15 protein-coding genes and 1 pseudogene are annotated in these 21,057 nt (G+C 60.1%); 10 read left to right on the top strand and 6 right to left on the bottom strand.

Going from position 1 to position 21,057, the window contains the following annotated elements:
• Positions 1-71: 71 nt before the first annotated feature.
• The 4 genes and pseudogenes from ELH03_RS09775 to ELH03_RS09760 all read left to right on the top strand — a co-directional run.
• A complete protein-coding gene (locus ELH03_RS09775) occupies positions 72-1,382 on the top strand; it encodes an epoxide hydrolase family protein (RefSeq protein ID WP_128404335.1) in 1,311 nt (436 codons plus the stop codon).
• Between the two features lie 139 nt (positions 1,383-1,521).
• A complete protein-coding gene (locus tag ELH03_RS09770) occupies positions 1,522-3,672 on the top strand; it encodes a mechanosensitive ion channel domain-containing protein (protein WP_128404336.1) in 2,151 nt (716 codons plus the stop codon).
• Between the two features lie 371 nt (positions 3,673-4,043).
• Positions 4,044-5,417, top strand: a complete 1,374-nt coding sequence (locus ELH03_RS09765) for an ISNCY family transposase (RefSeq protein ID WP_130766260.1) — start codon at positions 4,044-4,046, stop codon at positions 5,415-5,417.
• A gap of 291 nt (positions 5,418-5,708) precedes the next feature.
• A pseudogene (locus tag ELH03_RS09760) lies at positions 5,709-5,948 on the top strand (helix-turn-helix domain-containing protein); the annotation flags it as partial.
• Positions 5,949-6,019: 71 nt separating this feature from the next.
• Here ELH03_RS09760 and ELH03_RS09755 read toward each other — a convergent pair.
• From ELH03_RS09755 to ELH03_RS09745, 3 genes are all read right to left on the bottom strand, one after another.
• Complete coding sequence (locus ELH03_RS09755; protein ID WP_128412724.1) at positions 6,020-7,045, bottom strand: ABC transporter permease; 1,026 nt, start codon at positions 7,043-7,045, stop codon at positions 6,020-6,022.
• Positions 7,046-7,087: 42 nt separating this feature from the next.
• Complete coding sequence (locus tag ELH03_RS09750; RefSeq protein WP_130766259.1) at positions 7,088-8,629, bottom strand: sugar ABC transporter ATP-binding protein; 1,542 nt, start codon at positions 8,627-8,629, stop codon at positions 7,088-7,090.
• Between the two features lie 79 nt (positions 8,630-8,708).
• A complete protein-coding gene (locus ELH03_RS09745) occupies positions 8,709-9,671 on the bottom strand; it encodes a sugar-binding protein (protein WP_012757474.1) in 963 nt (320 codons plus the stop codon).
• Between the two features lie 348 nt (positions 9,672-10,019).
• Between ELH03_RS09745 and ELH03_RS09740 the strand changes: the two genes are divergently transcribed.
• Both ELH03_RS09740 and ilvB read left to right on the top strand, forming a co-directional pair.
• Positions 10,020-11,108: a LacI family DNA-binding transcriptional regulator gene (locus ELH03_RS09740; RefSeq protein ID WP_128405424.1), complete on the top strand. Its 1,089-nt coding sequence runs from the start codon at positions 10,020-10,022 to the stop codon at positions 11,106-11,108.
• Positions 11,109-11,531: 423 nt separating this feature from the next.
• Positions 11,532-13,238 carry a biosynthetic-type acetolactate synthase large subunit gene (gene ilvB, locus ELH03_RS09735; protein ID WP_130658889.1) on the top strand — a complete coding sequence of 569 codons (1,707 nt, stop codon included), beginning with the start codon at positions 11,532-11,534 and terminating at the stop codon, positions 13,236-13,238.
• Positions 13,239-13,448: 210 nt separating this feature from the next.
• Here the strand turns inward: ilvB and ELH03_RS09730 are convergent, their stop codons facing one another.
• Positions 13,449-13,799, bottom strand: coding sequence for a type II toxin-antitoxin system RelE/ParE family toxin (locus ELH03_RS09730; protein ID WP_128405426.1), 351 nt, complete (start codon positions 13,797-13,799; stop codon positions 13,449-13,451).
• Between the two features lie 2 nt (positions 13,800-13,801).
• Positions 13,802-14,053: a ribbon-helix-helix domain-containing protein gene (locus ELH03_RS09725; RefSeq protein WP_003539713.1), complete on the bottom strand. Its 252-nt coding sequence runs from the start codon at positions 14,051-14,053 to the stop codon at positions 13,802-13,804.
• A gap of 272 nt (positions 14,054-14,325) precedes the next feature.
• On the opposite strand from ELH03_RS09725, the gene ELH03_RS09720 reads away from it, so the two are divergent.
• The 4 genes from ELH03_RS09720 to ELH03_RS09705 all read left to right on the top strand — a co-directional run bounded on the left by ELH03_RS09720 (position 14,326) and on the right by ELH03_RS09705 (position 19,464).
• Complete coding sequence (locus ELH03_RS09720) at positions 14,326-17,568, top strand: adenylate/guanylate cyclase domain-containing protein (protein WP_128412725.1); 3,243 nt, start codon at positions 14,326-14,328, stop codon at positions 17,566-17,568.
• A 74-nt stretch (positions 17,569-17,642) separates the two neighbouring features.
• Positions 17,643-18,323: a peroxiredoxin-like family protein gene (locus ELH03_RS09715; protein WP_128412722.1), complete on the top strand. Its 681-nt coding sequence runs from the start codon at positions 17,643-17,645 to the stop codon at positions 18,321-18,323.
• Between the two features lie 111 nt (positions 18,324-18,434).
• Positions 18,435-18,776 carry a hypothetical protein gene (locus ELH03_RS09710; protein WP_128412721.1) on the top strand — a complete coding sequence of 114 codons (342 nt, stop codon included), beginning with the start codon at positions 18,435-18,437 and terminating at the stop codon, positions 18,774-18,776.
• Positions 18,777-18,936: 160 nt separating this feature from the next.
• A complete protein-coding gene (locus tag ELH03_RS09705; protein WP_130766258.1) occupies positions 18,937-19,464 on the top strand; it encodes a YidB family protein in 528 nt (175 codons plus the stop codon).
• A 29-nt stretch (positions 19,465-19,493) separates the two neighbouring features.
• Here the strand turns inward: ELH03_RS09705 and ELH03_RS09700 are convergent, their stop codons facing one another.
• Entirely contained in the window at positions 19,494-21,002 is a 1,509-nt protein-coding gene (locus tag ELH03_RS09700) for a winged helix-turn-helix domain-containing tetratricopeptide repeat protein (protein ID WP_130766257.1), read from the bottom strand.
• Positions 21,003-21,057: the final 55 nt, after the last annotated feature.

The following is a 21,057-nucleotide window of genomic DNA, read 5'->3' as shown; positions in this document are numbered from 1 at the left end:
TGTGGTCACCAAGGACGTGCCCCTTATCGAACCGGTCCGTTGACCCTCAATGTCATGAAAGGACACGTATCATGGCACTGCTGAACTCTTTGAAACACAGTGATCTATCGCGCCGCTCGCTGCTGTTGGGGAGTGCGGCGGCCGGCATATCAGCCGCTCTCTTTCCACGCACGTCCGAAGCCGCTGATGTCGTCGCCGCCGCGTCCGGGGAGATCCGACCGTTCAAAGTTGAGGTCTCCGATGCGGCACTCGCGGACCTCAGGCGGCGTCTTGCCGAGACCCGCTGGCCCGACGGTGAAACCGTCATGGATCGTTCGCAGGGCGTCCAGCCCGAGAGACTGAAGGAGCTGGTGCGCTACTGGCAGTCGTCCCATGACTGGCGGAAGGCAGAGAGCAGGCTGAACAGTTTTCCGCAGTTTCTGACCAATATCGATGGACTGGACATCCATTTCATCCATGTCCGCTCCCGTCATGAAAACGCGCTGCCGCTGATCATGACTCACGGCTGGCCAGGTTCGGTCTTCGAGCTGCTTAATGTCATCGGGCCGCTCACGGATCCGATGGCGCATGGCGGCAGGGCGGAGGACGCCTTCCATCTGGTGATCCCTTCGATTCCAGGATTCGGTTTCTCCGGGAAACCTCCGGCAACAGGTTGGAACCCCCAGCGGATAGCGGCTGCCTGGGACGTGCTGATGAAGCGACTGAACTATGACCGTTATGTCTCGCAAGGCGGCGACTGGGGCGCGATCATCAGCGACGCCTTGGGTCGCCAGGCGCCCGATGGGCTACTCGCGATCCACGTCAACAGGGTCGAGCGTGCTACGACTTTCCCGTCGGACGCAGCGCAGGCTCTCAAAAATGGAGGGCCGGCTCCTGATAACTTATCTCAGGATGAAAAGGTCGTCTTCGACGAGGCTCGGGACTTCCTCAATAACGGCTTCGGCTACGCAGCGATCATGAGCACGCGGCCTGAAACGATCGGTTACGGCATTGCGGATTCTCCGGTTGGCCTCGCCGCCTGGCTTTACGACAAGATCGCCGACTGGGTGTATACACGCGGCGATCCCGAACAGGCTCTTGGCAAGGATGCCATCCTCGACAACATCACACTGTACTGGCTGACGAATACCGGCCCCTCGAGTGGCCGCATCTATTGGGAAAACGTCATGTCGGGCGCGGCGCTCGCAGCCGTCAAAGTCCCGGTCGCCGTCACAGTGTTTCCCGGAGAGGTCTACAAGCCGCCAAGGCATTGGCTGTCGAAAGCCTATCCGAAGCTCATCTACTACAATCGCACTTCCAAGGGCGGTCACTTCGCCGCCTGGGAGGAGCCAGAACTCTTCTGTCAGGAGATCAGGGAGGGTTTCAGAAGCTTGCGGTCTTAAAGCAGCCTGGCCTTTGATTCGCAGTCTGCGTCCCCCAGACGGGTTCGTCGATTGACGTTGGTCGTGCAACGCTTCACAAAGTCCGAAGTTTCGACCAACCCGGCAAAAGTGACGACAACGTCTCAGGGACCACGGCTACATGCGCATCATCGACGACCGCCATCCCCGCCGCAGAGTGTGCGCATTCCTGACGCTGGTATTTTCAACGCTTCTGCTGGCGAGCGCAAACCCCGCCTCGGCGGCTGAGCCGACCAATTTCTCGGCGCCGATCCGGGTTATTATCGAATTGCCGAATGATGATTCCGGACGAGCGCTGGTCAATCGGATCGTCCCCGGCAATCAGGAACCGGCGCAGCCGGTAGCAGTCTCGCAAGAGGCGGCACCGACTTCGATTGCCACGTCACTACAGGATTTGCGCCAGAGGTTGCTCACACTCGTCGATGCCGTTCCGACTCTTCCCGGGCAGATCCAGTCGGCGATCCGGGTCTTCCAAACGGATGATCGTATCGAACCTGTCGGCCTGATCTTGGCGGTCATACTCTTCGTCGCAGGCGGGTTCGTTGCGCAGCGCCTTGCCTGGTGGTCAGGGCGAGGGCTGCTCCATTTTGTGCTGAACGCGCCTGCCGACACCGTCCGGCAACGGATCAAGCTCCACGCCGCCCGGCTTTCAATGGGTCTTCTCGCCTTGGTCGGTTACCTGATCGGAAGCCTCGGCGCGTTTATCCTCTTTCCATGGCCTGCCGTGTTTCGCGATATCGCGCTCATCCTGCTATCAGCCGCGCTCATGGTGCGCCTTGGCGTGCTTGTCGGCCGTATTGTGATCGCGCCAGGCGCCCGTCTGCCGCATATGCGGCTTCTGACGCTTGTCACCTCGCTTGCCTGGTTCTGGTACTACTGGCTCCTTGGAATCGTCGCAGTGCTGGCGGCTGGCTGGGCCACCATCGAAGTGATCGGGACGATCCGGGCTTCACCCATCTTGGCCGACCTCTTTACCGCAGCATGGCTTGGTGTCGTTTCAATCGCTTTGATCGTCATGATCTGGTTGCGGCACTTTCGTTCTGACGGGCCGCCCGTGAGCCGGCTGGTCTGTGTCGGCTTCAGCGCGAGCATCCTGCTATCGTGGCTGTTATGGGTATCCGGGCTCCGCGGTGCATTCTGGACGGTGATCATCATCACGCTTCTGCCGCTTACCGTTTCGGTGGCTCATGATATCATTCGTCGCATTATTCAATCCGGTGAGGGGCAGGCGGTCGAGGATCCGGCCATCGTCGGATGGTCCGTTGTCATCATGCAAACGCTACGGAACGGTCTCATCGTGGTCGCTGCGCTGCTCATTGCCCGCGCATGGAATGTCAATCTCAGTGACCTTGCCGCTGCCGAAACGGTGACCACGCGTTTGATCCGCGCCGGAATCCGCATTGTTATCGTGCTGCTGGTGACCGACGTTATCTGGAAGCTCGCAAGCACGTTGATCGACAGTCAGATGGCGATGGCGTCGCGAGGCGTGCAGGCGGGACATCAGGAGGGACCCGACGCGCGCCGGCGTCAGCGGTTGAATACCCTCCTTCCCATTCTTCGCAATGTACTGTTCCTGGCGATCGGAGCTGTCGGCTTCCTGATGATCCTGGATGCCGTTGGCATTCAGATCGGACCGCTGCTGGCGGGCGCCGGTGTCGTCGGCATAGCCGTCGGCTTCGGTGCCCAAACACTCGTCAAGGACATCATCTCCGGCGTCTTCTATCTGTTCGACGATGCCTTTCGCATCGGCGAATATATCCAGGCGGCGAAATATAAAGGGACGGTCGAAGGTTTCTCGCTGCGATCGATCCGCTTGCGCCATCACCGCGGTCCGGTCACCATCGTTCCCTTCGGCGAACTGGGCGCGGTGCAAAATCTGAGCCGCGACTGGGTCATCGACATCATTACGCTCACCCTGAACTATGACAGCGATCTTGAGGAGGTCCGCAAGACCATCAAGCGCATCGGCGTTGAGCTTCTGGAGGATGCTGAACTCGGGCCTAACATCATCGAGCCCTTGAAAATGCAAGGGATTGAGCAGATGGCGGACTACGGTGTGCAGATTCGGCTGAAGTTCATGACGAAACCCGGCGAACAGTTCGGCGTTCGCCGAAAGGCGCTCGCCATGCTCAAAAAGACATTCGCGGAAAAAGGCATCCAGTTTGCAACACCGACCGTTCATGTTTCCGGCGGTCCCGCCGATGCCGCGGCAACAGCAGCCGCCTCGGAGCTGCAAAGACCATCGAAAGTCATCTCGACACTTGAGGAATAGCAACGGCGAGCGGACAGGCGAGCTTTCCGTCGAATCCCGTCAAAGCAACACTCTGACCCGGACGTTGCCGTCAAGCGCGCGTCGTCCGAGACACGAGTCTGTTGGCTGGGATTAGCTGTTCTATGAGGGCACGTCCGCCGGTGAACTCGTCGATGTGCTGGATCGTCAAGACGCAAATTCGAGCGGGCGGATTTTAAAAGAGTGGGCCTATGAGATGGATGACGAAGGTATGCCATTGTAATCAAACAGCATCCTTATGTTCCATAATCTATCTTATGCGATGCATGTATGTAGCCGCAAAGTTGAAGTGTCCTGTTTCTGCAAAGTTGGAATGTCACTCTCCCCGGGTTTGGTGACCTGGGAGATTGCGGATGGGACTGATTGCGATGAGCGAGCGTGATTTGCAGCGGATCGAGATTCTATCGAAAGTGATCGCCGGCCGGATGACGATGGTGTCGGCGGCACATCTGCTTGATCTGAGTACGCGCCAGGTGCGTCGTCTGCTGGAGCGGATCAACACGGGTGGTGCGGCGTCGATCCGGCACAAGGCGATCGGCCGGCCGTCGAACAACCGAATCAGCGACGGTGTACGGGATTACGCCGTGACGCTGGTTGGCGAACGCTATGCAGACTTCGGACCAACCTTGGCGGCCGAGAAGCTTGCCGAGCGCGATGGGTTGCGGGTGTCGCGCGAGACGTTGCGCAGCTGGATGGTGGATGCGGGCCTGTGGCTCTCGCGCAAGCAGCGGCGGACGTTTCATCAGCCGCGCTTGCGGCGTGAAGCCTATGGCGAGCTGGTGCAGATCGACGGGTCCGAGCATCGCTGGTTCGAGGACCGCGGTGATCCATGCTCGCTGCTGGTGTTCGTCGACGATGCGACGGGCAAGCTGATGCAGTTGCGCTTCGTGCGCTCGGAAAGCGCCTTCAGCTATTTCGAGGCGCTGGCGCTTTACCTGCGCGATTACGGCGCGCCTGTAGCCTTCTACTCCGACAAGCATTCGGTATTCCGGGTGGCGAAGAAGGACGCCAAGGGTGGCCAGGGCATGACCCAGTTCGGGCGTGCACTGTGTGAGTTAAATATCGAGATTCTTTGCGCAAATTCGAGCCAGGCCAAAGGCCGTGTCGAACGGATGAACCGGACGCTGCAGGATCGGTTGGTCAAGGAATTGCGGCTGGCCGGGATAGCCGACATGGCGGCAGGCAATGCGTTTTTGCCCGGCTTCATGGAAGACTACAACGCACGCTTTGCGATTGCCCCTGCCCGGTCGGAAGACCTGCATCGGCCGATAAATCTGGCGCCGGATCGACTACACGAGATCCTGTGCAAGCGTGAGCAGCGCTATGTCGGGTCGCAGTTGACGTTTTCGTTTGAGCGCCAGCGGATCATGCTGGAAGAGACCGAGGTGACGCGTGGCCTGGTTGGCCGCTATGTCGAGACCTATGCCTATGCCGATGGCCGGCTGGACGTGCGCTGGAAAGGTCATTCCCTGCCCTACAAGACGTTCGATAAGGACCAGCGGGTGACGCATGCGGCGATCACCGAGAACAAGCGGCTCGGCGATGTCCTGGCCTATATCAAGGAGCGTCAGGAGCAACTGCCGGCGCCCAAGGTCAGGACCAACAGCGAGAAGAATGGCTACACGCCGCGGGGCCGCAAGCCGGGTCGGAAGACGGATTTCATGAACGATCCCGCCGTCATTGCCCGACGGCGACAAGCGCTCTCTGGCCTCGATGCGGCGGAATGACTGGCTGCTCCAACTGTCAAAGCTAAAGCCGAAGGGGAGCATCTCACCCGCCCCCTCCCTTCCCTTGCAACCCGGTCCAGCCGGTCCGCTCGGGGGCTTGCCTAAGCGCAAGTGGACATGCCGAGTGTCGCATTTCTAAATAGCTGAAGACGCGCCCAAAGTGACACTTCTACTTTGCACACAAACGGACATTCCAACTTCCCCGCCACAATGTTTGTAAGGGGGTGGGTTCAAGGATGAAGTGCGACTTGCGAAAGATGCCAATGGGTTATCGCTCGCAAGGAAAGCGCAATGAGACACACCTACTCCCATATCGACCTGGATGAACGCCGCAAGATCGCTCGCTGGCGGACGGCCGGCATCAGCGTCGAGATCATCGCCGAGAAACTCGGGCGGCATCGCTCAACGATCTTTCGTGAGCTCAAGCGCAACACGTTCGTCGACAAGCTGATACCGGATCTCAACGGCTATTACTGCGTGACGGCCCATGACATGGCTTGTGAGCGTCGTGCCAAGTTGCGAAAGCTGGCTGAATGCTGCCCTCCTGAAACGGATTATTTCAACGGGGCAAGGTCACGATACCCATGGCCCCATCCACTGACCTAATCCTGATTGGCAACCACTGGCAAACTGCCTTCGTTCGAAAGACGGGTTTCGGTCTGCCGGGCGGCAAAGACGAGGCGGCGCTTTGCGCGGATCGCGTGCCATTGCTGGTCGATCAGGACGCCGATGAGGATCACGCCACCCATGACAGCAAAATTCAACGACGAAGGGATACCAAGTAGATTCACGAGATTCTGCAACTCCTGGAGCAGGACCGTGCCCAGCACGACGCCGACGATCGATCCCTCGCCGCCGCGGAGCGAAAAGCCGCCGAGTACGGCAGCGGCAATCGCGTAGAGTTCGTAGAACTGCCCATGGCTCGCCGGCGAGATCGAGCGCGTGTACATGGCGAAATAAATCGCCGAAAGCGCCGTAAGCAGCCCGCAAATGATATAGGCCGACATGACCATGCGGCCGGTACGGATACCGGAATAGCGGGCCGCCTCCTCGTTCTTCCCGATCGCGTAAAGATAACGCCCGAAGACAGAGCGATGCAGCATGATCCACATGACCACGGCAATGATGACGAGTGCGATGAAAGTGTTGGGAACGCCGTAAAATCGTCCAGCGGTCAGGAATTCGAGGTCGGGGAAATTTTGGCCGAAAGCAAAGCCCGCCGTTCCGTCGGCCGTATAGAAGCGCGCTGCCCCACGATAAATCAGGAGGCCGCAGAGGGTGACGACGAAGGGCTGCAGGTTGAGCCGGGTGATCAGCCAGCCGTGGACGGCACCTATGACCGCGCCGAGCGCGAGAATGAACGGCAGCGCCAGCATCCAGGACATATCCTGGACCGCGATGAAATCGACGAACAGCACGCCGAGAAGCGCTACGAGCGAACCGACGGAAAGCTCGATACCGCCGGTAATGATGACAAAGGCTTGGCCGATCGACAGGATGCCGAACAGGCCGATCAGGTTGGCGGTGTTGGCCAGGTTGATCGGCAGCAGGAACCGCGGATTGATGATGGCGACGACGATGCCGACGACGACGATCAAAAGCAGCAGTCCGAGATCTTTCTTGATCATTCGAGATCCATCCCCGATACTTATTTCTATTGGCCGCAGCCGCTATTTTACCCGTTTGCCGACAGCAAGCAAAAGGACGCTTTCCTGGCTGATTTCGTCCTCTTCCAATATGCCGGCGATCTGGCCCTCGTGCATGACGGCGATGCGGTCAGAAACGCCGATCACCTCTTCCATGTCGCTGGAGATCATCAGGATCGCCACTCCGGCATCGGCAAGCGCTCGCATCAGGCCGTAGATCTCGTTCTTCGCGCCGATATCGATGCCGCGCGTCGGCTCGTCGAAGATCATCACCCTCGGGCTCATCGACAACCATTTGGCAAGCACCACCTTTTGCTGGTTGCCGCCGGACAGAGTGCCGGTTCGCGTCGAAACAGAGGGCGCCTTGATACCAAGGCGAATGCGCTGCTTTTCGGCCGCCGCCCTCTCCCGCTCAGCGGAGAGCATGAAGCGGCTGGAGAGCTTGGGGAGATCGGCAAGGGTTATGTTCTGGGCAATCGGGAAATCAAGAAGAATGCCGTTGCGCTTGCGATCCTCCGGTACCAGGAAAATGCCCCGAGCGACGGCGTCCCGGGCAGACCTGAACGTAATTTGCCGCCCATCCCGCAGAATGGCTCCGCCATAGCTTCGGTCGATGCCGAAGAGTACTTTTGCAAGCTCTGTGCGGCCCGACCCCACGAGCCCTGCAAGCCCCATGATTTCTCCATACCGGATTTCCAGATCAACGGGACGGCCGGGATAGGCCTCGGTGCGCACGCCGCTTGCCTTCAGCGCAACCGAGCCGGGCGAGCGCTGCGGTTTTGCGGTCCGGGCCGCAAGCACCCGTCCGATCATCAGCTTGACCATCTGGTCGTGGCCGATGTCTTTCTTGGCGAGCGTGCCGACAAGCGTGCCATCGCGCAGGACTATGACGCGGTCCGCGACGCGCTCGACCTCGTGAAGGCGATGCGAGATGAAAATTACGCTGATGCCATCCGCTTTCAGCGATTTGATAATGCTCAGGAGCCGCTCGGTTTCGGCCAGCGGCAGGCTGGACGTGGGTTCGTCGAAGATGACGAGCCTAGCGTTGATGGACAGCGCCTTGGCGATTTCCACCATCTGCTGCTCGGCAAGGGAAAGCGATGCCACGGGTGTGTCGGCGGAAAAATGAGCCCCTACCCGCTTCAAAAGCGGCTTCACCATGTCTCGCAGCCGATCGCGATCGACGAGCTTGAAAGGTCCCGCCTTCAGCGGTTCGCGGCCCAGGAAGATATTGGCGGCAACGTCGAGATTCTCAAAGAGATTGAGTTCTTGGTGCACGAAGGCGATGCCGGATGCGATGCTCGATTCGACAGTGAGGAAACGAAGCTCCGTGCCGTCGAGCAGGATCGTGCCCCGGTCGGGGGCGATCACGCCGCCAAGAATCTTCATCAGCGTCGATTTTCCAGCCCCGTTCTCGCCGACGAGGCCGATGACCTCTCCTGGCATGATGTCGATCGACAGGCCCTCAAGCGCAACGACGCCCGGATAGGTCTTGCCAACGCCGGAAAGCGAAAGAAACGGCGTTGCAAGCGCGTCCGGTGACGGGATGTCGGAGCTGTGGTTCATCGCCTGTCCATGGCTGCTGATGCTGTCGGCATGAGACGTCTTTCGCGGCGGCGGCAAGTGCCGCCGCCGCGAAGGAGGGCTATTTTCCAGACATGGCCTTCAGGCTGGCGGCATATTTGTCAACGTCATCCTTGCCGATGATTACCGTCGGGATGATGATCAAGCCGTTGCTGGGAACGCCTGATTTGTCGCCCTTGAGGTAGGCCGCCATCAGCTTCATGCCCTGATAGGCCCATTCGAACGGCTGCTGCACGACTGTCGCTGCGATCGTGCCTTCCTTGACGCCGCCGAGCGTGATCGGATCGTCATCAAAGCCGACAACGGTGATCTGGCCGAGTTTGCCAGCGTCGCGCAGCGCCTCATAAATGCGCGGCGTATTGTAGGAGTAGAAGCCGACCATACAGGTGACGTCGGGGCTGGCCACCAGCGCGTCCTCGACGTTCTTCTTTGCGCGCGTCTGGTCGATATCGTCGCCGCGCACATCTGTCAGCTCGATCTTCGTGCCCTTCAGGCCGTCCTTCATGCCCTGGATGCGTTCTTTGGCATTGTCGGCGCCGAGCAGGCCGACGAAGCCGATGCATTTGCCGCCGTCCGGCATCGCCTTCTTGGCGATTTCGGCGGCCTGCATGCCGGCGTCGATATTCGATGAGCCGATATAGGCGACGCGGTTGGTCTGCGGCGCGTCACTATCGGTCGTGAAGAGAGCAGTCTGCGAGCCGATCTTGTTCAAGCCGTCCGTCTGGGTCTTGGGATCGACCGCGGAGACCATGACCCCCTTGACGCCGGCACTGACCAAGTCTTCCATAAGCCGTTGCTGAACGGCGACAGATGCCTGCTCAGGGTACTTCAGCTCCATCTGGTAGTCTGGCATCTCGCCCTGCGCCTTCTTCACGCCCGCTTCTGCGGCTTTCCAGAAGTCGGATGCGCCGTTGACGACAAATGCAAGTGTCGGTTTGTCGGCCGCATGCGATACGGCAATCGGCGCCGCGCTCAGCATCAACCCGGCGAAGAACAAGGCTGCGTTGCGTTTCAGCTGTTTCATAATACACCTCCCGAGGGGCCGCAGTTGCACGGGCCCGTTTCCGATTTACGGCCGGCCGGATGCGCGCCCCCTCCTAGGGCCGTCGCAAAGCGACGAGTGGCAAAGGTTCCGATCGCTCCCTGACGGTATACAAGAAATTTAATTAGTAAATAGTATTATCAATGCAGATCAAAACATTTCATCGGCAGTGGCTAGGATGGCAATTTTGTACTGGTAACGGCCAATAACTGATAGTGTTGCAGCAATTCCTGCAATTGCCAGCGCTTTCAGATAGATGCTAATATTAATTAGCCGAAACGACGATCAATCCACCCTACCCTATTATCCCGAGCGAGACAGTTTCCACGAATGCGAAAACCCAAGACCCAAAATAAGCCTGCGCGCGTGACGATGATGGACATCGCCGCGGCGGCTGGCTGCTCGCAGGCGGCCGTCTCCTTCGTCCTCAACGACACGCCCGGCACCCGTATCTCACAGCAGACGCGCGATCGCGTATGGGAGGCGGCGCGCGCGCTCGGCTACATGGAGAAGACTTATACGACGAAGGCCTCCTATTCGGGACTGGACAACGTCATCGGTTTCGCCGTGGATCAGCTCGCAACCAGCCCGGAAGCGATCGTTGCGATCGAAGGCGCGCGGCAAGCCTCCTGGAACGCCGGCAATGTCCTTTTGGTAACCCAGACGCTCAGTGATCCCGTCATGGAGCCGAAAGCAATCGAGGCGTTGACGAGCGGAGGCATATCGGCGCTCATATATATGACAATCTACACCCGCCAGGTGGAGATTCCTTCTTATATCTGCAAGCTGAACATCCCGACGGTCCTGCTGAACTGTTATACGGCGGACCATGCCTTTCCCGCCGTGGTGCCGAGCGAGATCGCCGGAGGGCAGAGCTCCACGCGACATCTGATCATGCACGGACACCATCGTATCGCGACGATCACGGGCGAAATCTGGATGCAGGCGGCACAGGACCGGCTGACGGGATATCGCCGCGCGCTGGCGACCGCCGATATACCTTTCGATCCGGAATTGGTCATTGAAGGCGACTGGTCGGCCAGTGCCGGCTATGCCTCCACGATGAAACTGCTTGCTCTGAAAGAGCCGCCCACCGCGATCTTCTGCCAGAACGACCGCACTGCCATCGGGTGCTACGAAGCGCTCAAGGATGCAGGGCTTCGCATTCCCCAGGACATGTCGGTGGTGGGTTATGACGATGAAGAAATTTCACGACATCTCGTACCCCCGTTGACGACTTCGGTCCTTCCGCATCTTGCCATGGGGCAATGGGCGATCGAACATCTCAACCCGGAAAGTGTGCCCGGCAAGCGCTATCCAATTGCGAAGCTCGAATGCTCGCTCGTTAAGCGTCATTCCGTCGCCGCGCCGCGGGCCGAGGCGCGGCAGATCCTCGATGGCGCACATACCTCGCCATAAAACTTGGGTTGCGCCGGGCCACTCATCCGCTGAGTGGCACCTCGCTCGGAACCCTGACGGCGCACATTGGAGGAAGTGGTCGAAATCGCTTCGCGGGCGATAGAACGGGCAGAGTTTGTCCTTGGGCGATAGTTTGCGAACGGTTCCCCCCTGCCCTTGCCTCGTCGCTGACCGAACCACTGATCTCAAATATTCTCAACCGCAGATACAATCTGCGCAGAGTCGACGTTGACGGCGTGTAGATTTGGAGCTAGCTCTATCGCCCATGAAAATCGCAATGGTTCTCGTAGTGGTGATATCGCGCATGGGCAGGACGGTCTGATCGTCCGGCAATAGCCACCCATGCGCCGAAAACAGGTCCCTGACGGGGCCTTTTTTTATGCCCCGTCGCACCTATCACCTCACTCACGACGGAACCCAGATATGACCGGCGAGAAAGCCAACTTGTCCCCCAATACCCCTTCTGATCGTCTCCTGAACGGCGGCGAGATCGTTCTGCAGGCGCTGCGCGACAACGGTGTCGAACACATTTTCGGTTACCCCGGCGCCGCGGTGCTGCCGATCTATGACGAAATCTTCCAACAGGAGGACATCAAACATTTCCTGGTGCGCCATGAGCAAGGTGCCGGACACGCAGCCGAAGGCTATGCCCGCTCGACGGGACGAGTTGGGGTCATGCTGGTGACATCGGGACCAGGCGTTACAAATGCGGTCACGGCGCTGCAGGATGCCCTTATGGACTCCATTCCGATCGTCTGCCTCTCCGGTCAGGTGCCGACAAATCTGATCGGCACGGACGCTTTTCAGGAATGCGATACGGTCGGCATCACCCGCCCCTGCACAAAGCACAATTTCCTGGTCAACCACATCGACAATCTGGCCAAAACGATCCATCTGGCTTTCCGGATTGCGGCGGCCGGTCGACCCGGCCCTGTTCTCGTCGACATGCCGAAGGACGTGCTCTTCGCCAGCGGAACCTACGTCGCACCTGACAAGGTAGCTCTGCTGCCCAGCTACCAGCCCGCAATGCAAGGCGATCAGAACGCGATCCGGGCAGCTGTCGCATTGATGGCCGAAGCCCGGCGCCCCATCATCTATACCGGCGGCGGCGTCATCAATTCGGGACCGGAGGCGTCGCGATTGCTGCGCGAACTCGCCGACCTCACTGGCTTTCCCGTCACCTCCACCGTCATGGGACTTGGAGCCTACCCCGCCACCGGGCCGAACTGGCTGCGAGTCGCCGGACAGAACGGATCGCATGAAGCCAATATGGCAATTGGCGAGTGCGATCTGATGATCGCCATCGGCGCGCGATTTGACGATCTTGCGATCTCGCGCGTCCATGAGTTTTCGCCTAACTCGAAGAAAATCCAGATCGATATCGATGCCTCGTCGATCAACAAACGCGTTCCCGTCGATATCGGCATTCAAGGCGACGCCGCGCATGTGCTGGCGTATATGATCCATGCTTGGCGGTCACTTTCCACCGTCCCCGACCAGAAGCGATTGCGGGCGTGGTGGACACAGATCGATCACTCGCGAACCCACCATTCGTTTTCCTACCAGCGGCTGGACCATGCAATCATGCCGCAACATGCCCTGGAGCGCCTGCATGCGCTGACAAAGCCGTACGACCCCATCATCGCCACGGAGATCGGTCAGCAGATGTGGGTGGCGCGGTTCTTCGGTTTCGACAAACCCAATCGCTGGATTACCTCAGGGGGATTGGGGACCATGGGTTTCGGTCTTCCTGCCGCGCTGGGGGCGCAGCTCGCACATCCCGGACGCCTTGTCATCGACATTGCCGGCGACGCGTCGGTGCAAACGACGATGAAAGAGCTGTCGACGGCGATACAGCATCAAGCGCCGATCAAGATCTTCATCCTGAGCGATGAGCATCCGGGCATGACGCGAGAATGGGGTCAAGTGCCGGATGGCAGTGGTCGATCACGCTCTTATTCGGCTTCGCTGCCCGATTTCACCAAGCTTGCCGAAGCCTATGGCGCCGTCGGCCTTCACTGCGAGAGCCCGAGCGAACTCGACGCCAGGATCGAGGAGATGATCGACGCGGACCGGCCGGTGCTCTTTCATTGTCGGGTTGCGAGGCTCGCCGACACCCTTCGGCAGTGACGGCTGTTGATCGAACACGCCAAAAGCAAGCCGTGCGGTCCCGCGAACCGCACTTCCCGTCTACTCTAGCCGAGTACCTCATGATCGAGACTGGTGTCTCGATCATGTATTTATGCTGTTCTACGGGACCGATTTTCTCTAGCCCGCAGACAAGCCGAATTGCTGGCCGAGGAATACGAGGTACCCGCCCTTCCGATTAAAGATACTGTGTCACAATTCTTTGTTTGAAAGAGCGGCCAAGTCCTCTTTAAGCCGCACCGGTAAATCCATCCGTTCGTGAAGAATGCTCATGACGCCAAGATCACCGTTCTCAAGCTCACGAAAGAATAGGTAGTGATGCTCATAGCGGCTGAAATAGGCCCGACGCCTGATGTCTGCGGGAACCGCCAGACGTTGCGGAAGCTGTCGCCAGATCAGGCGCTCCTCGCATAAACGCTGCAAATAAACATGCAGCCCGAGAATGTACGCATCTGCCTGTTTTTCTCCCCACGCCTCGAAAGTGTCGCGCCAAATCTTGTCCTGCGCGGCGTCAGCGCGTGGATAAAACCGATAAGCTGCCATGCTCAGCGGCGCTTGTTGCGGCGGATAACGTCTTCAGCGGAAACCGCGACAAACTCGCTGTCGTCGGCACGCATCGCGGGTGCAAGTTCCTTTTGCAGGCCATCCCATGCCTCGTCGCGCGTTTGCAAATCGCGTCGGATTAGGGCGCGAATGTACTCGCTCGCATTCTCATAGAGGCCGTCGTCACCGATCTGCTGCTGAATGTGGTCTTGCAGCACGCCGCTGACCTTCACATGAATGCTGCCCGATGCCATCGGCCTACCCTTTCATTCTTCTTCTATCGTGGGATAGCGTAGCATATATTGTCAATATTCATCACCAAGAATTTGATCGTGATATGGTCTCTCGAACCTCACTCGGCAACCTGGCTGTCTCAACGATCTTCTGACCGGGATCATCACAGTCGTTCCGCCACTTGTTTAGTGCTTGCGGGCCTGGGGCAGCAGGTTCATGCTTGTTTCCTATTCTGAGGCCTGCTGGTTGCGGCTGAAATAGCCGTACATCGGGGTTTCGTGAGATGCGTCCGATGGAGTGCAGCGGCTGCGGGTTCGATATTCAGAGCGGTTTTGCTTTCTGTCCGCAATGCGGCGCAAGGCAGCCTATTACCTGCGCCGCCTGCGGCTATGCTTGTCAGCCCGATTTTGCCTTTTGCCCCGGATGTGGCGCGTCGATATCAGGCAAAGTCCAACCCGCATCGAAGCCGAAGATCGAGGCGATATCCTACAAATCAGACAGCGATGCCGACCGGCGGCCCGTGACCGTGCTGTTTGCCGATCTCTGCGGGTTCACGACATTGAGCGAGCAGATCGACCCCGAAGTCATGCGGGTGCTGCAGAACGAATTGTTCGAAGAGATGACCCAGGCGGTCGAAGCCTATGGCGGCTTCGTCGACAAGTTCGTCGGCGATGCGCTGCTGGCGCTGTTCGGCGCGCCGGTCGCTCATGAAGACGATCCGGTCCGGGCGCTTGGTGCCGCACTCGATATGATTGGTCGGGCCACGCAGGTCGGCGAGCGCTGGCACGCACGCGCCGGCGTGCCGCTGCGTCTGCATATCGGCATCAATAGCGGCCCTGTCGTCACCGGTGGCTTCGGTGCGGTCAGTACAAAATCCTATTCCGTGACCGGCGACACGGTGAACACCGCCCAACGCCTGCAATCCATGGCCGGCGAAAACGATATCCTCGTCGGGCCGCTGACCTATCGCCTCACCCGCCACGCCTTTGCCTTCGAGAGTCTCGGCGCGCAGGCGTTGCGAGGCAAAAGCGGAAACGTCCTTGTCCATCGGCTGACAGGGCTGTCGGAAGCGCCGCATACGGCGCGCGGGCTCGAAAGTCTCGGCCTTCAGGCCCCGATGATCGGACGGGATACGGAAATGTCGCGGTTGCTGACATGCCTCGACCTTGCCTGCGGTGGTGCGGCGCAACTTGTCCGGCTGATCGGCGAAGCGGGCATCGGCAAGTCGCGGCTGGTCAACGAATTCGTCGCAATCGCCGGCAGTGCTGCCCGTTTCCAGGGCCTCGCCATCCGCAAAGCGACCTGCTCTCCGCTCGGCGAACAATCCTATGGCACGCTCGGCGCGGTCGTGCGCAGCGCCTATGGCATCGGCGAGCGAGACGATCTCGACAGGGCTCGGCAATTGCTGGCAACGGGGTTCCGGGCGCTCGATCTGACGCAGGAGGAGGTCGAGGGACTTTTGCCGCTCTTTCTGCATGTCCTCGGCCTCGGCGATCCCGATGGCGCTTTGCGGTACATCGAGCCGGAGCAGCTGCGGCGGCAGATCTTCTATGCCGTCCGCACCGTCTTCGAGCGGCGGCTGGCGCAAGGTCCCTTGCTGCTTGTCATCGAGGATCTGCACTGGGCGGACGCCGCCTCGCTGGAAGTGCTTCGCTTCATGATGGACCGGCTGGAGCGCAGCCGGTTGATGCTGCTTGCGATCTACCGGCCGACATCGCAGACCGACCCACTGGACTCCAATCGTGTCAGCGTCACCGTGCAGCGTCTTGCCCCACTCTTTGCGGCCGACGGACAGAAGCTGCTTGCTGCGTTCTTTGGCGTGGATCATGGCAAGTTGCCGGTCACGATGCGCAAGCGCATCCTCGACCGCGCCGGCGGCAATCCGCTTTTCATCGAAGAAATCCTTCGGGTGCTGATCGACATGGGCACGTTGCACAATGACGGCCAGCACTGGCATGTCGCAGCGGAAGACACTGATGTCGATATCCCGGTGAACCTGCAAGCCCTGTTGCTTGCCCGCGTCGATCGTCTGCCACAGGAGATCAGACGGCTGGCGCAAGAGGCGGCGGTGGTCGGCCCGAAGTTCGATACCGCCCTGCTCCGCACCGTCGCCACAGACCCGGCCGCCATCGATGCTGCATTGGATCATCTTTGCGATGCCAATATCATCGAGGAATTGCGCGGGCCCGATGCCGGGCAATCGCCGGGCTATCGCTTCAGCCAGACGCTGATGCACGATGTCATCTACCATAATCTTCTGCTGCAACGGCGCATGGAGCTTCATCAACGGATCGGCCGGGTTCTGGAACGTCAATATGGCGCAGCGCCCGACCGGCCCGAGCATCTGGCGCAGCTCGGCCATCACTTCAGCCTGACCACCGAAAAGGCCAAGGGGGCCACCTATCTGATGGCGGCGGGCGATCTGGCGCGCAAAACCTACGCCAATGACGATGCGATGCGCCTCTACCGTCAGGCCCTTGCGGCCTTCGCAAACGAGGCGGAGGTAACACCAGAGCAACTCGCGCTGCTGGAGCGTCTTGCCGATCTCTGCGGTCCCGCCGGCCTGCGCGACGCTGCCTTGATCCACTATCAGCGAGCGCTTGCGATCCACCGCAACAACAACCCTATCGCCGCAGCGCGGATATTGCGCAAGGTCGGCCGTTTGCATCTCGATGCAGGACGCCGCGATCAAGCGGAGACACATTTGGCCGAAGCCGAAGCGATAATCGCAACAATCGATGCGCCGGTCGAACGTGCACATGTCCTGCAGGAGCGCGGCCATCTGGCCTTCCGCATGGGGGATCAGGCCGCTGCCGCCGAGTGGGCGACGCAGGCACTGCAATGCCTGCAAACGCTGCCGATCGACGGGACCACCGAGGCCGGACGGGAGACAGCGCGAGCGATGGCGGAGGCGCTGAACACCAAGGGTGCGGCCTTTGCGCGGCTCGGACGTCGCCGCGAGGCCGTGCAGGAAGTGGAGCGCAGTCTCTCGGTCGCCGAAAAGGCCGATCTGCAAAGTGCTGCCTGTCGCGCCTATTCCAATCTCGGCGTTCTCTACACGATTGTCGATCCGGCCAACGCCATCAAGATCTGCCGGCGCGGACTGGAGCTTGCGACCCGTATCGGCGATCTCGGCTTCCAGGCGCGGCTTCTCGCCAACCTCGCAGTTGCCTGCTGCACCTTCACCGATCGCTGCGCTGCCGAGGGTGTACCGGCTGCGGAAAAAGCCGTCGAAATCGACCGGGCGCTCGATCAGCGCGACCATCTCTCCGTGCCGCTGATCGTGCTGGGCCAAATTCATCAATGCCACGGGAAGCCGAAGCTAGCCCGTAAGTATTACGAGGAAGCCCTTGAGGTTGCGAAGGAAATTGATGAACCGCAACTGCTCTTTCCGTGCTATGATGGGTTGGCGACGCTCAGCCTTGAGCATGACGACATGGACGAGGCGGAACGGTATTTCACGCTGGCACAGGATGTGTGCATCCGCCACAACCTCGATCCTGGCACGCTCGTCGTCCTGCCGTTTCTCGACTGACTTGTCTTCGTTGCAGTGATCTGCCGGAGATAGATTATGTAATCGATTCAAGAACATAAAAGGAGGAACGAAACATGCAGGAGAACCACGCCGCAAGACCATTGCAGCCGGGAGATCGTGCGCCGAACGTGGTGCTGGATGCAATAACCCGCCAGGGCAAGGTCGCCATCGACGATTTTCGCGGCCAGAAACCAGTGCTCGTCGGCTTGTTCCGCGGACTGCATTGCCCCTTCTGTCGCCGGCAGATTGCCGCCATGGCCGAACTCACCGATGCCTTACAGGAGAAAGGCATCGACAGCCTGACCGTCGTCAACACGCCGATCGACCGCGCTCGCCTCTATTTCCGCTACCATCCGCTTCCCAATCTGCTGGCGGCCTCGGACCCGGAACGGGTATCGCACAGAGCCTTCGGCCTGCCGAATCTTCAGTTCACCGAGGCCGAGAATGACTGGCCGCACAAAATCAGTATGAGTGCGGTGACGTCGATGCGCATCGATTTGCCGGACGAGCTTCCAGCGCCCATGGACCTGATGGCGGCGGTGGACTACCTCGACAAGGCGGACGGCTATGAATTCACCGAGGATGACAAGCAGATGATCGCCACCGGCCATGGCCAACTTGTCGGCGAATTCCTGCTCGATCGGGATGGCGTCGTGCGTTGGTGTTTCACCGAAGTCGAGGAGGATGGCCGCCATATGTTCGGCGGCCCAGCCCCTCGGGAAGTGATGTCTGCGGCGTCGAATATGGCTGTTTGAAGCGAATGATCTTGTACGGCGCGGCGCAGCCGCGCCCATTCCTCTTATCTTGAGGAACAAAACTCGCATGTCGATGTTGTCATTGCGATGGCATGGCCATGGGAGGTACTCATGCGGAAATCTCTTCAGTTCATACTCATCGGCTCGGCGGCCTTAACCGGGTTGACGATCTCGCCGACGATCGCGGCAGCGCAAGAATTGGAGTTGCGTGTCGGCCCCGGTGGCGTCGGCGTTTACGACCGTGATCGCGACCCTGATCGATATGACCGATATGACCGGCGCGGACCACGGGGCTGCGATCCGGACGACGCTCTCGACATCGCACGCAGCGAAGGACTTCGCAGGGCGCAGATCGTCCGCATGTCTCCCCGCAGCATCGTTGTCCAAGGGATGACGCGCCGTGGACCGGAACGAATGACCTTTGCAAACAGGCGAGGCTGCCCGGAAATCTGACCGCTGCGTGAGCAATGAGGCGGACGGCAGCGCCTTCGAGGCCGCGAATGAATGCGGACGGCGGGGCCCTGTTTCCAAACCGGCGCGGAACCTTTGAGCACGTTGGACATTGCGTCCATGCAGCGCCCCGCGCTGCAGGAGCACCATAGGAGGATTCATCATGATGAGCGGTCAATTGAAGGCGCTTCTCGCCGTCCTTGCCGTTGCCGGCTACCAAAACAGAGACAAGATCGGGGAGCTCCTACGGGGCATCCAGAACCCTCAGCAGGCGGGCGCAGGAAACCAGCAGCCCGGTGGGCTTGGGGGCCTTCTTGGCGGACTGGGCGGCTCGGGTGGTCTCGGCGGCCTTCTCGGCGGGCTGACATCCGGCGGTATCGTCAGCGGAGGTCTCGGCGATCTGCTGAAGACATTTCAGCAGAATGGTCACGGTGACAAGGTGGAGTCGTGGGTGCAGCCCGGTCCGAATGCCGACATCGATGACGGCCAGCTCGCGGAAGCACTGGGTCCGGACGTTCTCAACGAGATCGCTGCCAATACCGGCCTTTCTCATCAAGAGATTCTTGGGCGACTGAAGCGCGATCTTCCCAAGGCTGTCGACGACCTGACCCCAAACGGAAAACTGCCCACCGCCGAAGAGGATTTTATGTCTTTCGCGAGGCAATCAACCGCGCGGCCCGGCGCCGTCTAACATCGAGCCGTCTTCGAGGCGCGCCGGCATCACTCCGGAAGTCCCGCCTTGCGGTAGCCGTCGACGAAATGCTCAAGCGCCCGAGCGTCGCGGAATGGCTCGGTCTCCGCCCAGTGGCGGGTTGAAAAATGCGGGTTGGCGACGAGGAACAGCTCGGCCTCGGCGCGAGCCTCGTCGAGCCGGCCAAGTTGGGCAAGACTTGCCGCCAGGAAACGGCGTGAGCTTGTCCGATAGGTCTCGTCCCTGCGCAGCGTCTCGACGGCGGCTTCGTATTGGCCGGCGGCGTATTGCGCCTGGCCGAGCGTTAGATAGTACCAGCTTGCCGGAAACGGGTTCAGCCGGAAGGCCTTGGCGATATGCTCGAGGCCCTCCCCGACCCGCCCGGCCAGCACCGCAATGTCGGATAGTGCCGCAAAGGTGTCGGCCTCGTTCGGGTCGAGTTCGATCGCCTTGGCGAATTCCGCATCCGCCTCGGCAAAGCTGCGCTCATAGGCAAGTAGGTAGGCCAGGATCCAGTGGCAGCCGGCATCATTGGGATCGATCGCGACGGCTTTGCGCGCCAGCTCCAAAGCAAGGCTACGGGTGGGCTGCGTTGGTCCGCCGGAATGAACCTCTCCCATCCAGTGGTTCATGGCAAGCCAGCGATAGGCCTCGGCATAGTCGGGATCGAGGGAAATCGCGCGCGTCAGCATCAGATGCGCTTCCCGCGCCGCCTGCGGCGTATCATCCATCAGCCTGCGCGCCCGCACGCAGAGATCGTAAGCCTCGAGATTTTTGGGCCGATTGCGCGATGGCGGTGCGCGCAGCCGCCCGAGCAGCGCTTCGACGATCTTGCGGGTGACCTCGTCCTGAACGGCGAAGATATCTTCGAGGCTGCGATCGAAGCGTTCCGCCCATAGATGATCGCCACTTGCCGCATCGACCAGCTTAGCGTTGATGCGCACCTGTCCCGCTGCACGTCTTGCGCTTCCCTCCAGCAGGTAGCGCACGCCGAGCTCCTCGGCGATCTCGCCTACGTCCCTCGCCTTTCCCTTGTAGGCGAAGGCCGAGTTGCGGGCGATGACGAACAGGCCCGGCATTCTGGAAAGGTCGGTGATCAGGTCTTCGGTCAGCCCGTCCGCGAAGGATTCCTGCTCGGGATCGTTGCTGATATTCACGAAGGGCAGCACTGCTATCGATGGTTTGTCAGGCAGCGGCAAAGCTTTTCGCTTCACGCCGCCAAGCTGGTTGATGGCCCCTGTGAAGCGGTAGCCCACGCGCGGCACCGTGGAGATCCATTCACCACCATCGGCAGCAGGACCAAGAAGCTTGCGCAGCTGCGCAATCTGGACGGTGAGGTTGCCTTCCTCGACTGCCCTGCCCGGCCACGCCGCGTCCATCAACTCGGCCTTCCCCAAGATTTCGCCGGGCCGTCCGACAAGTGCCGCAAGCAGCTTTACCCCGCGGTGGCCAACGGCAACGGGATCGTCGTTCCGAAGGAGCGTTCCCGCAGCCGGATCAAGCACGAATGGTCCAAAGGCAAAACGCGATCCCTGCATGAAACGCATCCTAGAGTCTTTAGAGCTTGGATGGAACTGTTCGTCCGCTTAGGCC

The sequence above is a fragment of the Rhizobium beringeri genome, from assembly GCF_004306515.1.
Lineage (GTDB): Bacteria > Pseudomonadota > Alphaproteobacteria > Rhizobiales > Rhizobiaceae > Rhizobium > Rhizobium beringeri.
The sequence above is the reverse complement of the archived record's forward strand: the minus strand, read 5'-3'. Positions and strand labels throughout refer to the sequence as shown.